We start from the raw sequence: 14436 nt of genomic DNA, 5'->3' as shown, positions 1-14436 counted from the left end.
TTTCCGTCATTAAGAAAAGAGTGCATATACATGCGCTCTTTTTTTTGTTTTAGCTTAGCAAAAATACTTACATTCTAACGCGATAAGGGCGCAGAGTTTTCTATGTGAGTCGAGTGCTAAAAAGATAGATATGTTAAGAACCGTGACTAAAGTCGCTAAGAAGATTCAAAAAATTTATGATAACGGTATAATTTATTTAAGGCTACTTCATAGCTTTGCATGTTATTACCCAGTTTCTTTAAAAAGCTTTATATAAAGTCATGCGATATAAAGGTATAAGTATTTTACAAGGATATTACTCATGCCATTTAAGCCTATCCAAGCAGCAATTGCCATCTTAGTTGGTTTGATTATCTGGTTTGTGATTCCTGTACCAAATGGGGTAACACCAGAAGCATGGCATATGCTGGCCTTATTCATCGCCACCATTGTGGCCATCATCGGTAAAGTCTTGCCCATCGGGGCGATTGCCATTATCGCCGTTATGTTGGTGGCGCTGACTGGGGTGACTAATGACAGTCCAAAAGACGCCATCGCTGATGCCTTATCGAGCTATTCAAGCCCGCTGATTTGGCTCATCGGTATTGCGGTAATGATATCGCGAGGACTTATAAAAACGGGTTTGGGGCGGCGTATTGCTTATTACTTCATCTCGATATTTGGAAAAAAGACCATTGGCGTTGCTTATTCGTTAAGCGCAGCGGAGCTGATGATAGCGCCGATTACCCCTTCTAATACCGCTCGTGGTGGCGGTATTATTCACCCCATTATGCGGTCAATTGCGCAAAGCTTTCATTCAACGCCAGAAGAGGGCACGCAAAATAAAATTGGCCGTTATCTAGCGATGGTTAATTATCACGCTAATCCGATTACTTCTGGTATGTTTATTACCGCCACCGCGCCAAACCCACTGGTGGTAGATTTGGTCAATAAAGCCACAGGGAGTGAGATTCAGCTGTCATGGACGACGTGGGCAGTGGCCATGTTTATACCGGGGATGCTCTGTTTATTATTGATGCCGTTGGTTATTTATCTGATTTATCCGCCCGATGTCAAAGTCACCCCAGATGCCAAACAGTTTGCTAAAGACAATCTAAGCGAGATGGGGCAGGTGAGCACGCAGGAAAAAATCATGTTGGGCGTCTTCGCTTTAATGCTGATATTGTGGGCCAATATTCCAGCACTAATCTTTGGTGAACAATTAAGTGTCGATGCGACAACCACTGCTTTTATCGGTTTGACGGCGCTTATACTGACAGGCGTATTAACTTGGGATGACGTGCTTAAAGAAAAATCAGCATGGGATACCATTGTATGGTTTGGGGCACTGATTATGATGGCGTCTTACCTCAATAAATTAGGCTTGGTTGGCTGGTTCTCAAGCAACATCGAATCAATGATTGGCGTGATAGGCGTCGGCTGGATCGGCGCTGTGGTGATTTTGACGTTGGTTTATTTGTATATTCATTACTTTTTTGCCAGTACCACCGCCCATATTACCGCCTTGTTTGCTGCTTTTTATGCAGTAGGGTTAAGCCTAGGCGCGCCGCCGATGTTATATGCGCTTATTTTAGCAGCGGCAGGCAATATTATGATGACGCTGACCCATTATGCAACAGGTACGGCGCCGGTTATTTTTAACTCGGGCTATGTGACCCTAGGAGAGTGGTGGATTATCGGCGCCATCATGAGTGTGGTCAATCTTGTGGTATGGATAGGCGCAGGTTTGATTTGGTGGAAACTGCTTGGTTATTATTGATAAATAGACTGATAATATTATGAATCATCGATGATTTTGCTCAAATTGGTTAGAAGCGCTCATCTAAGGTATCTAACGTATAATTTAACGCCTCAAAGCAGATATCGGTATTGAAGCCACGATATTGCAAAAATCGTAGCTGGCGAGCCTTGTCTTTTTGCTCAGTTGGGATGTTATCGCCATATTTTTTGGTACGGGCGGTGACGGCAAGTTTTAGCCAATCGACGCCTTCGACCAAGTTATCGGTATCTTCCTCGATAAATTCACTAAACTCTTCAGATTCGACATTAGCCATGTCTATCAGCTCATCAATATTGCCGGGCATGGCTATCTTTTTATGATAGAACTCTTGCTTAATACGAGCGCGTCCGCGTCCTTTACGGATATTTTCTCGTATCAACATCAGCGTGGTACGATAATCGCTTTGATAGCCTTTTTCTGCAAACTCATCAAGTAGGGCATCAATTTTATCGGGGTCTTGTTCTTTGTCTAGCAGCTTTTGTTTGAGTTCAGCTTTACCGTATTCACGGCGCGATAGATAATAAAATGCCAACCAGCGCAAACGGCTTTCGGCTTTGATGGCGTCGATATCCGCTTGGCGTTGCTCAGGCGTACGCAAATAGGCTTTAAGCGCCGCAGGTAGGTTGTCTGTTTGATTATTAGCTTGATGGTTTAATTCACTATGACCTTTAGCAGTGTTACTGTCTGTATGGTCATTATCTTCGCTACTATGAACATCGTGTTTGACCTCGGCAAGTAGCTGTTTAATACTTTGCGCTTCTGGTGGCTGATAGGCAGGTACGTTATTAGGCTCAGGAATGAAATTTGCCGCTGGATGAAAGTTTTTTTTGCGCTTTTTGTTTTTAGAAGGTTTTTTATTATAAGAGGAAGATGAGACAAGCGAGTCTATATCCGCTATAGCATCGTCCTGTAAAGGTGTTGCTTCTTTTTTTGTATAAGTCGTATGTTTAGCCCTTTTCCTGGACTTTTCTTGATAGGGCTGCTGAGAATTTTTAGCAGACTCAGAGGATTTGGTAGACTTTTTGGATTTGGTAGACTTTTTGGATTTGGCAGGAGTAGCACTCGCTGAATCGGCTTCCGACTCAGCGAGTATTTCAGCTAAGGTTTTAATTTTCATAATCAATCATGATAGACAATCATATTCTACAAAAAATCTATTATTGCACAGGCTCAGGAGCAAAGTCTTGTTCAGGCTCTTCCTTGTCTGGAGCTTTATTAGGGTCGACTACGCCAAGTTTTTCAGCCCGAATTTTCGCTTCGATCTCTTCAGCAATTGCAGGGTTTTCTTTTAAAAACAGTACCGAATTGGCTTTACCTTGGCCGATTTTTTCATCGCCATAGCTATACCACGAGCCTGCTTTACCAACTGCGCCAATCTCAACGCCCAAATCAATCACTTCTGCTAGATGGTTGGTACCTTCACCGTAAGTGATTTCAAATTCAGCTTGACGGAATGGCGGCGCCATCTTATTTTTGATAACTTTGACGCGGGTTTGGTTACCGATGATATCATCGCCATTTTTTACCGCCCCGATACGGCGGATATCCATACGTACGGACGCATAGAATTTTAGTGCATTACCACCGGTTGTGGTTTCAGGGCTACCAAACATAACGCCGATTTTCATACGAATCTGGTTGATAAAGACCACCATACAGTTCGAGCGTTTGGCATTACCGGTGATTTTACGCAGCGCTTGGCTCATCAAACGTGCCTGCAGACCCATGTGCGAATCGCCCATTTCACCCTCGATTTCTGCTCGCGGGGTTAGCGCCGCGACGGAGTCGATGACAATCATATCAACTGCCCCTGAGCGCACTAACATATCGGTAATCTCAAGCGCTTGCTCGCCATTGTCTGGCTGTGACACGAGTAAATCGTCGGTATTTACCCCAAGTTTACGGGCGTAAACTGGGTCAAGAGCGTGCTCGGCATCGATAAAGGCACAAACGCCGCCTTGCTTTTGACATTCGGCAATCGCTTGCAAGGTCATGGTGGTTTTACCAGAGCTTTCAGGACCGTAAATCTCAACGATACGACCTTTTGGTAGACCGCCAATACCAAGCGCGATATCTAGACCCAATGAGCCGGTAGAGACCACATCGGCGTCAAGCGTGGCTGAGTCGTCACCAAGATGCATAATGGTGTTTTTACCAAATTGCTTTTCAATTTGACCTAATGCCGCTTTGAGGGCTTTGGCTTTATTTTCGTCCATGTAGGACTCCTTGTGAAAAATAATAAATATAAGATGGTCTGGTTATGTCAAACGTGGCATTTAAAACGATAGGTTTAAAGCGTTTGTTAAATAACGACTTGCTCAGTGAAATCACTCACGACTTTCATCATCAGTAAACGACACGTTTGGCAAGTTTGAGGTAGAGGGTTATAGTGGGTTTAAGACAGTGATATCGGCTATATCACCTTACTATACAGTAAAAACGAATCATGATAAAAGCAAAAAAAAGTTCATAGATGCGAATGCTCATTTGCCATAATAATGGCTGTAGGTTTATCTTTGCGATACTGGTCGCGCTATTCTGTGTTATATCGCTGTTGTTTAGATAAGGCTATTATAACAAAAGCCAAGCCCAATATTTAGCGTAGCAAGCGGCTAAACGACAGTGAATGTCGCCTATTATTCTACTGATATTATGACGAAGTAGTTATGCTTTGCCCTATATTTTGAACTTAATAACAGGGCGGTTTGTCAATAGTTTTGTAAGTTGTCCACAATAAAAAAAGTATTTTTATTTGTAGGTTGTGAAACATTGATAAGCTTTAAATTAATTTGAAAAAAATTAAAAATATATTATTTATCTTTTAAATATGTCGTAAGTAATTGATTTATAATGCTTTTAAAATTGTACAAAAAATGAACGATTTTACCTAACCCTTTAAGCTATCTAAGGAAATGCTTGTCAAGTAGCGACTTATACACAGGGTTATCCACAGCTTATGGGGAGAACTCAGCAAACCCTTATGTTACCGATGTTTGCGCAGACATAAAAACTTAGAGACAGGCGAAATATTGATGATTTCTATTTTTGCAACTTTAAATTTAATAAAGAAATTGTTCTGTTACGCCTATGTTTCACATAATGCCTGCGCCTACAGGGCGTTCAATAACAGCCTTGAATGGCTCAATATCTTAAAAACGACATGCAAAGCCTTATATGTCAAGGGCTATGCTAAAAGTAGCAAAATTCAGCTAAAAGCGGAAAAATGAATTGGCATAAAAAAACGGCTAAGTACGTTATTAGTATCTTAGCCGCTATCGTGCAGGAATGCTAGGGTTACGCTACCAAGCCTAATCCTTGATATAGATCAAATCCCAAACGCCGTGTCCGCGCTCTAAACCGCGGCGCTCAAACTTAGTCATTGGACGAAAGTCAGGACGGACGGTGAAATTACCTGCGCCTGCTTGATTGGTCAGTCCAGCAAAAGCATCTAAAACCTCAACCATCCAAAAGGCATAATGTTCCCAGTCGGTCGCCGTATGGAACCAGCCGCCTTGTTTTAAGCTGCGCGTAACAATTGTCATGCGCTCAGGACTGACAAAACGGCGTTTATAGTGGCGCTTTTTTTGCCACGGATCAGGGAAGTAAAGCTGAATGCGGTCGATATGATTTTCTGGTAGCTGCTTGAGCAATTGGATGGCATCACCGTTGATGATTTTAACGTTGGTTAACCCTTGCGTCCCTGCCATATAGGCGCATTTACCGATGCCTGGCTCATGGACTTCAACACCAACAAAATTGCGCGTCGGCTCTGCGGCGGCCATCTCGATAAACGAATCGCCTAGACCAAAACCAATCTCTAAAGTCAGCGGCGCATCACTGCCATTCGGGCTATCTGCAAATAACGCGCGTAAATCGTTAATGCCCTCAAGATTGCCATCACCGAAACTGTTATTGACCAAGTAATGCGCAAACTCTGGCGCAGTCAATGCCAGTTCGGCATTTTTATTCATGTGCGTCCGCCGTTTCATAAAGGTATTAACGATACGAATGTGCTTGTCCGTTGACTCTTCAGTCTGACTGCTGGCATCAGTATCCACATCCACGTTATCAGTATTAACGCTATCAGTGTTAATGTTAGAAGCGGTTTGCATTTCTGTGTTCATGGTATCAGCGGTATTGGGGTTTTGCGCATCAGTCGTATCGTTACCACTACTATTGATGTCATTGTGCTTAGGATGTTGACTCATAGGATTAACAAAGCTTAATTAAGTAGATAAAGTTGCCTCATTATAAGTGAAATCGTCACCACTGTGAACGCACAATACAGTTTTAGCGCACCCGCTATAACGCTTATAACTTTATAGGCTGTTTGTATATATAGGTTTCATATATATGGGTTTTCTACGCAGGGCTTTTGGCGTTATCATATAGCCAGCATGTTTTAAAAATAAGGGTTTAAAAATAACCACTTAATCAGAAACGTTGGATAAAAAAACGATATACAAATCCGCGCGTTAATATTTATGCTTAATAATCAGTAAGGCCTATCACCATGTTATTTATCGAGACGGATTCGCCGCCACCGTTTTATCAAGAACAGCTGAGCGCTGCTAAACGCGAACAACTGGATAAATGGTTTATCAGTCAGCGTAGCCAGTCGTATTATCTTAAACGCTTTAAGGAGTTTGATGAGCAAGGCTACCTGTCGCCTAAATGGCACTGGGCGGCGTTCTTTGTCACCTTTCCTTGGCTGTTGTATCGCAAGCGCTATATGGATGCGATTGTATATAGCGTCGCAGGTTGGTCATTTATTCAACTGAATGTGGCGCTGATATTGGTAGCGTTTGAGTTTGTGGCGATGCCTTTTATTGCCGATGCGTATCAGATGGGCATACGTATCGCTATCGCGGCGCTGATTTGGCTGTTTTGGTCGTTTATGGTGGCACGCTGGACAGATGCTTATTATTACCGTATGGCACGGCGCGAGATTGCAGATGCTATCAATGATTATCCGCGCGATGAAGCGGCGCAAAAAGCGCATTTAAAAAAGGAAGGCGGGGTCAGTTTATTTGGCTTAGGCTTAGGCTTTGGATTTTTTGCTTTTGCATTAATGGTAATCAAGCTACAGTTTTTGCCCATTGTCGCCAAGCCTAAAGAAAATGAAATATTATTTGATGCGTATGATACTGCTAAAACGGCACAAAATCGTGTGGCGCTTAGCTATCGGCAAACAGGACAGTGTCCGCTTAATCTGCCTTTAGATATGGGCACGCAGCAAGTCAATATCGCGGTTGATACCCAAGCTGCTGGCGTGACAAACACCGATTGCGCAGTTATCGCTACCATTCAAAACGTCAAATTTCCATTACGTTATTTAAATGAGCAGACGCTGGTTTTTTATCATCTGCCCGATAGTGATAATTGGCGCTGTACGACCTCGCTAAATAAAAGGCAAGCGCCTAAAGGCTGTAGCGAGGATTAATAAACGATAAAACTATAATAGCCGTTAGTTTTTAGAGTCAGCGGTCAGATCGTCTTTTTCATCGGCGGGTATGGATTGGTTTTTTAGCGCGTCATAAAAGTCCGTCAAATCCATTTTACGGGCTTTATCGATATCTTCATCAAATAAGCTCTCAAGCTCCGCTATGGCTGATTGTGCCGATTCAATCATACTGGCTTCGTCGTCATAGATCGCTTGCTGGCGTTCAATCAAATCATCATCATAATCGCGGAAAGTTTGGACGGTTTCGCGTGCTTTTTCTGCTGAGATACCAAGTAGTTGTAGCGACTCACGTGACATATCTAAAGACGATAAATAGGTCTCACGCCAAATATGACGGACGCCGACTTCACGCAAACGGTAATAATGCTGGCGGTCACGGGCGCGTGCTAAGACAATCATATCAGGATAGTTTTTACGCAAATATTGAGCGGTGGTAATAGAGCGCTCTACATCGTCGATGGCAAGGATAAAAACGCGTGCTTTTTTGATACCGGCAGCGCGTAGTATCTCGGGGTTTTTTGGATCGCCATAATAGACTTGGTTACCAAATTTACGCACGAAATCGACGCGATTTGCCGAGCGCTCAATCGCTGTAAATTCGATGTTGTGCATACGCAGCACCCGACCGATAATCTGCCCCACACGCCCAAAACCGGCAATAATCACCTGATGCTCATCGTCAGGAATGGTATCGTACTCGCGGCTGGGTTTTCTTTTGGCAAAGAGCGGCTCACCGATTTTTTCTAAGAGTAAAAATGCCAGTGGCGTCAGTGCCATAGAGATGGTGACGATAAGGTTTAAAGTGTTGGCAAGCTCAGGACGCAATACATTTTGCACGCTCGCCACACTGAATAATACAAAGGCAAATTCACCACCTTGAGCGAGGGTAACCCCCAAACGAATACTGGTCGGCCAGCGATTGCCCGATACTTTTGCAATCGCAGTAATCACCGCAAATTTAATCACCATCAACGCCATAGCGCAGCCGATGATAAAGATAGGCTTTGCTAAGATGAGTTTGACATCGGTGAGCATGCCGACCGACATAAAAAACAGCCCTAACAGCAAGCCTTTAAACGGCTCGATACTGGCTTCTAGCTCATGACGATATTCAGAATCCGCCAGCAATACGCCAGTCAAGAATGCACCTAATGCCATCGATAGGCCAATTTGTCCCATTAAAATAGACACGCCCATGACGATAAATAAAGCGACGGCGGTTAAAAGTTCTGAAGCACCGCTAGATGCCACAAATTTAAAGAAAGGTCGAATGATATAACGGCTGGCAAAGATAAGTCCGGCAAAAACGGCAAATACTTTACCAAAATAAATCAAATCGTAGCTTTGCTCGCGCACCCCTGATAAAAACGGAATGACGGCTAATAAAGGGATAACGGCGATATCTTGGAATAATAAAATGGTAAAGGCTTCACGGCCATGGGTACTAGAAAGCTGCTGTTTCTCTGTTAATATTTGCAGGACAAAAGCAGTGGATGACAGCGCCAAACCAAAGCCGACGATAAAAGCAGTATCGAGCGGCAAGGTAAAAAACTGGTGTAACAGCCACATCAATAGCGTGCCTGTCAGACCGACTTGTAATCCCCCGAGGACAAATATCGAACGCCGTAGCGCCCATAATCGTGAAGGCTGCAACTCAAGACCGATAATAAACAACAGCATGACCACGCCAAACTCGGAAAAGTGCAATAAGCTCTCGGCGTCGCCTGCAACGTCTAAACCACTGGGGCCCAATATTAAACCAGTAATCAGATATCCTAACACCGTCGCAATACCGAAACGCTTGCCAAGTGGTACAAACAGCAGCGCTGCCCCCAAGAAAATTGTAGCTTGTAACATCAAGTTTGGTGAGCCGGCGGCGGCAGCGAGCATCTGGAATCCTTAGCGGTAACGATAAAATAAGCAGTAAAACGGGGTAGATCAATAGTCAAAAATTTTGAACATCGTTTATTTTTTACGATAAATCTTCCATACGCCATTGTCTGCCAGCGGATTGCTATAAGCATCGTTACGGCGTTTCCGCGGGGTCTGACGACTGTCGACGATTTTAAAATCAGGTAGGGCATGAACGATAAGCCCCGTGCGGTAAAAGCGTACGCGCTCAGGCTCTAGCATCTCGCCCTTGGTATCGCGGCAAAATACATATGCGCGCAAATCAATAAATTCACGATGCGCCACCAAACGTGCCTCATCATCATTGTCAAATACGGCACTCATACGGGCGATTTCATCGGCACTATAATCGCCACATTTATCGGTCAGCGCTCCGACCGAGCCAAAACTTTTGGATTCTTTGGCGCGGGTCTTGGTCAGATGTAACCTTTGCACATGATAAATAAACTGCGGTATCTCAAGGCTGGCGGGCAAAGGCAAATAGTCGGGTGGCAGATTGGCCGCCGGATAAAATGCCATCGCGCGCTCAAGCAGACTGTGCCAACGCTGCTGATAAGCTTGGACTTCGGCTAAATTGCCTTCATAAATCGGCATATCACGAATTTGCCGCAAAATATCAGGCGGAAACTGCTCATCTCGAAAGCTGGCAATATCTTCTTGCAGCGTCGATAGCAATGCTTTGGCATGCTTTTTACCCTCGCTTGAGATAGGGTCATCAATGTAGCTTGGAGCAACGAAAGGAGCTGAGCGTCTTGACATGGCAGAAAATAATCCAGTAGTGGCAAATTGGGCGTTTCAGCTTTAAGTATACAGAATTTAGATAAAAAATATGGCGACGCGGCCAAATTTCCCATGATTTTTAACATCCTATTACAATGAAAAAAGTCACCTGATATAAGCTTGTTTAAAATTAACTCTCTTTCTTAGGCGCTTTTTTTTATGGATAATGGCTCTAAATACTTCCTAAATCATCATAATCGGCGGAGCTTCTTAAGAATTTTTAGTAGAGTGATTTTAAAAATTACCGGTGCAGGATTGGCGCTAGTATTTGGATTTTGGTTGCTACTGGCGTCAAATATGGGACCGGTTTATCTGCCACAGTTTATGGACGGCGCGCTAGATTTTTGGATTCGCATGACGCTGTTGGGGCTGGGGCTAAGTATTTGGCTCATAACAGCAGTTTGGTTCATTTGGTTTGTGCTGCGTTATAGCCATTACTTGATAAAGTACTATTTGACAAAACGTCGCTTATAAATGAAACATAAATAGACGACGTTTTAATGGATAGTTGGTTTTAATGGATGGTTAGTTTTAATTGATTGTTATAAGAAGGGCACTGTTTTTGATATGTCGTATCTGGCTTATTAATGGCTAATGTTTAAAGTTTAGTGTCTTAGAAATCTTACCTAAAATCATGCCTAATGGTTGTGACCAATATGACTATTGCTATTAGTCGCCTGCTGGGAGATATCGCAGACTAAGGCGTCGCTATGGGTTTTGGTTTGCGGATGCGCTAAGCTTTCAACCTGTATCGTTGCGTGATGAATATCAAGCTCAAGAAGGCTCTGCTCTAAACTGGCAATCAAGATACTCGATTCATAAATACTCATTTCACCATCGACGACCACGTGACAAGATAGGGCGTTGAGACCGCTGGTGATACTCCAAACATGTAGGTCATGGACTTTTTGGACTTGTGGATGGGTAAGTAGTTTATCTTCGACCTCTACCAGTGAGATGCCTTCTGGCGTGCCTTCCATCAAGATATGTACCGAATCACGTACCACGCGATAACCACTAAATAAAATCAATATGGCCACAATGACCGACGCTGCCGCATCTGCCCAAACCCAGCCAAAGCTCATCATCAAAAGCGCGGCAACGATAGCGGCAACCGAACCCATTAAGTCACTTAATACGTGCAAATAAGCACTTTGCATATTTAAATTAACTGGTGCTTTAGCTTCAGTTTGTCCATCTTGCTGTGCATGGTTGTCGCCATGGTTATGATTATGTGCATGCCCATGCGTATCAGTGCCGCGACTGCCGCGATGCATCAGCCAAGCGACCACAATATTGACCAGCATACCAATGGTCGCAACGATAAGCATCCCTTGGGTCGCAATCTCAGGCGGCGAGTTAAAACGTTTAATCGCCTCATAAAAAATCATGATGGCAATAATAACCAGCGTTGCACCATTGACCGTCGCCACCAAAATCTCAAAGCGTTTATAGCCAAAGGTTTTTTGATGGGTGGCCGCTTTTTCACCAATTTTAAAGGCCATTAACGTCGCGCCAAGCGCTACCGCGTCACTGAGCATATGACCAGCATCAGACAGCAGCGCCAAACTACCCGTGAGCCAGCCGCCAATGGCTTCGACAAACATATAGCCTGTAATGATGATAAAGCTAAACAGCAAAGTGCGCTGATAACCCTTGGTATCGCGCGGTGCAACCGTCTCTTCTAGATGCTCATCGTGGTCATGATGGTGTTGATTATCCTTGGTATACCTGTCTTGAATATTACTATTATCTGCATGATTTTGAGCATGTTTATGGGTATCAATCGCCGCATTCTGATGAGAATGGTCATGTTGTTTAGATTTCGGGCGCTCTTGATTCATAACAATACTCGGGATAATAAAAGGTGAAATAGAGGATTTATAAAGCTTTGATTGCTTATAAAGTTGGGCTTGCGATGCATAACCAGACAGTTATAGAGAATTTAGCACATTTACTAAAGGCTTGCTGTATCTAGGCAGTAAACGATATAAGGCGAATTTTGGCTAGCGTTCTTTATTGACGCTAATGTATAGAATGACGATTAAAACTGGCGCGGTGTATTCTAAGATTGAACGTTTACCAGCCGACAGGGTCGATATCTAAGGTCAGTTTTAGATATTTGGCGCTTGGCAAAGCAAGTACAGGTTGCCACCAGTGATTGAGTACCCTATGTAATTGCTGTCGGTCTTTGCCTAATAGCAGTAATTGCGCGTGGTAGCGGCTGTTCTTTTTACTCATCGGCGCATCGATAGGGCCGAGAACAGCAAGATTATGAGCGTTTGGAAGAATACCAACGGCATCTTTTAGCGCTTGCGTGGTGGCAGCTAACGTTTTACCTTCGCAGCGTATTAGGGCAGCATAACTATGCGGTGGCAAGCCCATCATTTTACGCTCTTGCAATAGCTCACGTGCGAATGATAAGTAACCGTCTTTTACCAATTTTAATAACAGCGCATTATCAGGTTGCAGCGTTTGAATAAGCACGCGCCCCGATTTGTCCCCGCGACCAGCACGGCCTGCCACTTGAATCATGAGCTGGGCGGTATGCTCCGGCGAGCGAAAGTCGGCGGACAAAAAACCGCGATCGGCATTAGGCAAGCAGACAAGCGTGACGTTGGGAAAATGATGACCTTTGGCGACCATTTGCGTACCGACTAAGATGGCAGGCTTGCCTTCATTGATACGCTGATAAATATTCTCCCAGCTGTCTTTACGTCTGGTGGTATCGCGATCGATTTGGATAATAGGATACAGCGCTTTACTGGTTTGCGGATTGGCAAAAATTGCATGCAAATTTTCACTTAGCCTCGTCGTTCCGATACCTTTGGCGTCCAAATTTTGACTACCACAATCAGGGCAAACCGTCGGAATATAGGCCTGCCAGTCGCAGTGATGACACTTTAAATAAGAGCTGTTTGAATAGGAATTGGATTGCGATTGGCTATTATAATGCACGGTTAAATGCGCATCACAGCGCGGGCAATCGGCTTGCCAACCGCACGCTTCGCAGAGCAAAACTGGCGCATAGCCGCGGCGATTTAAAAATATCAATACTTGGTCGCCCGCTTCTAGCGTTTGCCGTATCGCGCCGATAAGCGCGTCGGTCAATCCGGTATCATAACGTGCACCGTCGTCTGTCGTCTGTTGATGGGTGCTTTGCTGGCGCGCGTCAATCAGCTGCATGGTTGCAGGTTTGGCGTTACCAGGGCGAGTTTGCAGTTGGTATTCGATAAGCTTGCCATCATCGACCAGTTTTAGATGTTCAAGCGAAGGCGTCGCAGTACCAAGTACGACGGGAATATTGGCTTGGAGTCCGCGATACAGCGCGACGTCAGCGGCATGATAGCGCAGCGTGTCTTGCTGTTTATAAGAACCATCATGCGCTTCATCGACGACAATTAAGCCCAAATTCGCAAACGGATACAGCACCGCCGAGCGTGTACCGATGATAATTTGCGCGTGACCAGTACGGCAATCTTGCCAACCTTGCAGGCGGTGGGTATTGTTCATACCCGAATGTAATAAGACTATATGAGCGGCAAAGCGACTGGCAAAGCGCGCGCGCGTCTGCGGCGTCAATCCAATCTCTGGCACTAGTATCAAAACTTGTTTGCCCGCTTCCAAGACCGCTTGCATCGCTTGCAAGTAGACTTCAGTCTTACCACTACCGGTAATGCCATTTAATAAAAACCCCGTATATTGCTTATTTTCATGCGCAGCAATAATGCCATCGACGGCAAGCCGTTGCTCCTCATTTAGGTCAAGCGGCATTTTTGCTAAAGTAACGGGCGCGGGCGCAGATTTCGCTTCAATATAGCGCTCGATAAGCCCTTTTTCTTCTAGCATCTTTAAGAAGGGTCGCTGCATACCTTCTAATAATAGGACGTCTTCACTAGCGCCGTGCTCACCGTGTAGCTTAAGCATCTCAAACTGCTGCTTTTGTTTTTTGGCATTGCTATGAAAGTCAGCATCAGTGACGTGCGGTAAAATCCGCCAATGGGTAGTGAGTAAATCCAGCGGCTTACCTTGGCGTACGAGGGTTGGCAACATCACCGCTAACACGTCACCGAGCGGATAGTGGTAATAACGCGCCAGCCAATGCGCGAGCTTTAGCATATTGCTGTCTAAAATGGGCTCAGCATCTAAGCATTTATTAATAGGTTTGAGCTTATTCGTCGGTACGTCGCTAGCCGCTTCCTCAATATGAGCAATGACAATACCGATTAAGGTTTGACGACCAAAAGGTACCTCAACACGGCTACCAATCGCTGGTAGCGCCATGGCAGCGCCATTTGCTAATGTCGGCGTGTTTGCCGGCAAGCGGTAGTCAAATACCCGATAAAGGGGCACGGGCAGGGCAACTTGTAGCAACATAACTGGGCTTCGCAGTCTTTTATCGAATGAATAGAGGATAGAAACAACAACGCAAATCTAAACAGGCACAGACAAATAAGCTTAGCATGAAGCTAAGCTTATTATCATTTACTATAAACCAGTA

General features: G+C 44.4%; 10 protein-coding genes. 3 read left to right on the top strand and 7 right to left on the bottom strand.

Annotated elements, in window-relative coordinates:
- The first annotated feature begins 301 nt into the window (after positions 1–301).
- Entirely contained in the window at positions 302–1759 is a 1458-nt protein-coding gene (locus tag AB8P72_RS10765; protein ID WP_068403812.1) for an anion permease, read from the top strand.
- Between the two features lie 49 nt (positions 1760–1808).
- Here AB8P72_RS10765 and AB8P72_RS10760 read toward each other — a convergent pair whose 3' ends face one another.
- From AB8P72_RS10760 to trmB, 3 genes are all read right to left on the bottom strand, one after another.
- Positions 1809–2897 carry a regulatory protein RecX gene (locus tag AB8P72_RS10760; protein WP_068403814.1) on the bottom strand — a complete coding sequence of 363 codons (1089 nt, stop codon included), beginning with the start codon at positions 2895–2897 and terminating at the stop codon, positions 1809–1811.
- Positions 2898–2937: 40 nt separating this feature from the next.
- A complete protein-coding gene (gene recA / locus AB8P72_RS10755) occupies positions 2938–3996 on the bottom strand; it encodes a recombinase RecA (RefSeq protein ID WP_068403815.1) in 1059 nt (352 codons plus the stop codon).
- Positions 3997–5088: 1092 nt separating this feature from the next.
- Positions 5089–5904, bottom strand: a complete 816-nt coding sequence (gene trmB / locus AB8P72_RS10750) for a tRNA (guanosine(46)-N7)-methyltransferase TrmB (protein ID WP_068403853.1) — start codon at positions 5902–5904, stop codon at positions 5089–5091.
- A 389-nt stretch (positions 5905–6293) separates the two neighbouring features.
- Between trmB and AB8P72_RS10745 the strand changes: the two genes are divergently transcribed.
- Positions 6294–7223 carry a DUF2628 domain-containing protein gene (locus AB8P72_RS10745; RefSeq protein WP_068403817.1) on the top strand — a complete coding sequence of 310 codons (930 nt, stop codon included), beginning with the start codon at positions 6294–6296 and terminating at the stop codon, positions 7221–7223.
- A gap of 24 nt (positions 7224–7247) precedes the next feature.
- Here the strand turns inward: AB8P72_RS10745 and AB8P72_RS10740 are convergent, their stop codons facing one another.
- A complete protein-coding gene (locus tag AB8P72_RS10740; RefSeq protein WP_068403818.1) occupies positions 7248–9134 on the bottom strand; it encodes a monovalent cation:proton antiporter-2 (CPA2) family protein in 1887 nt (628 codons plus the stop codon).
- A gap of 75 nt (positions 9135–9209) precedes the next feature.
- On the bottom strand, positions 9210–9914 hold the full coding sequence (locus tag AB8P72_RS10735; RefSeq protein WP_068403819.1) for a hypothetical protein: 705 nt from the start codon (positions 9912–9914) through the stop codon (positions 9210–9212).
- A gap of 180 nt (positions 9915–10094) precedes the next feature.
- On the opposite strand from AB8P72_RS10735, the gene AB8P72_RS10730 reads away from it, so the two are divergent.
- On the top strand, positions 10095–10409 hold the full coding sequence (locus tag AB8P72_RS10730) for a hypothetical protein (RefSeq protein WP_068403821.1): 315 nt from the start codon (positions 10095–10097) through the stop codon (positions 10407–10409).
- Between the two features lie 164 nt (positions 10410–10573).
- Here AB8P72_RS10730 and AB8P72_RS10725 read toward each other — a convergent pair whose 3' ends face one another.
- Together AB8P72_RS10725 and AB8P72_RS10720 are read right to left on the bottom strand one after the other, a co-directional pair.
- A complete protein-coding gene (locus AB8P72_RS10725; RefSeq protein WP_068403822.1) occupies positions 10574–11779 on the bottom strand; it encodes a cation diffusion facilitator family transporter in 1206 nt (401 codons plus the stop codon).
- A 235-nt stretch (positions 11780–12014) separates the two neighbouring features.
- Positions 12015–14312, bottom strand: a complete 2298-nt coding sequence (locus tag AB8P72_RS10720; RefSeq protein WP_068403823.1) for a primosomal protein N' — start codon at positions 14310–14312, stop codon at positions 12015–12017.
- Positions 14313–14436: the final 124 nt, after the last annotated feature.

It is taken from the genome of Psychrobacter sp. CLB018 (genome assembly GCF_041222815.1).
Lineage (GTDB): Bacteria > Pseudomonadota > Gammaproteobacteria > Pseudomonadales > Moraxellaceae > Psychrobacter > Psychrobacter faecalis.
This window is presented reverse-complemented; position numbering and strand designations above follow the sequence as displayed.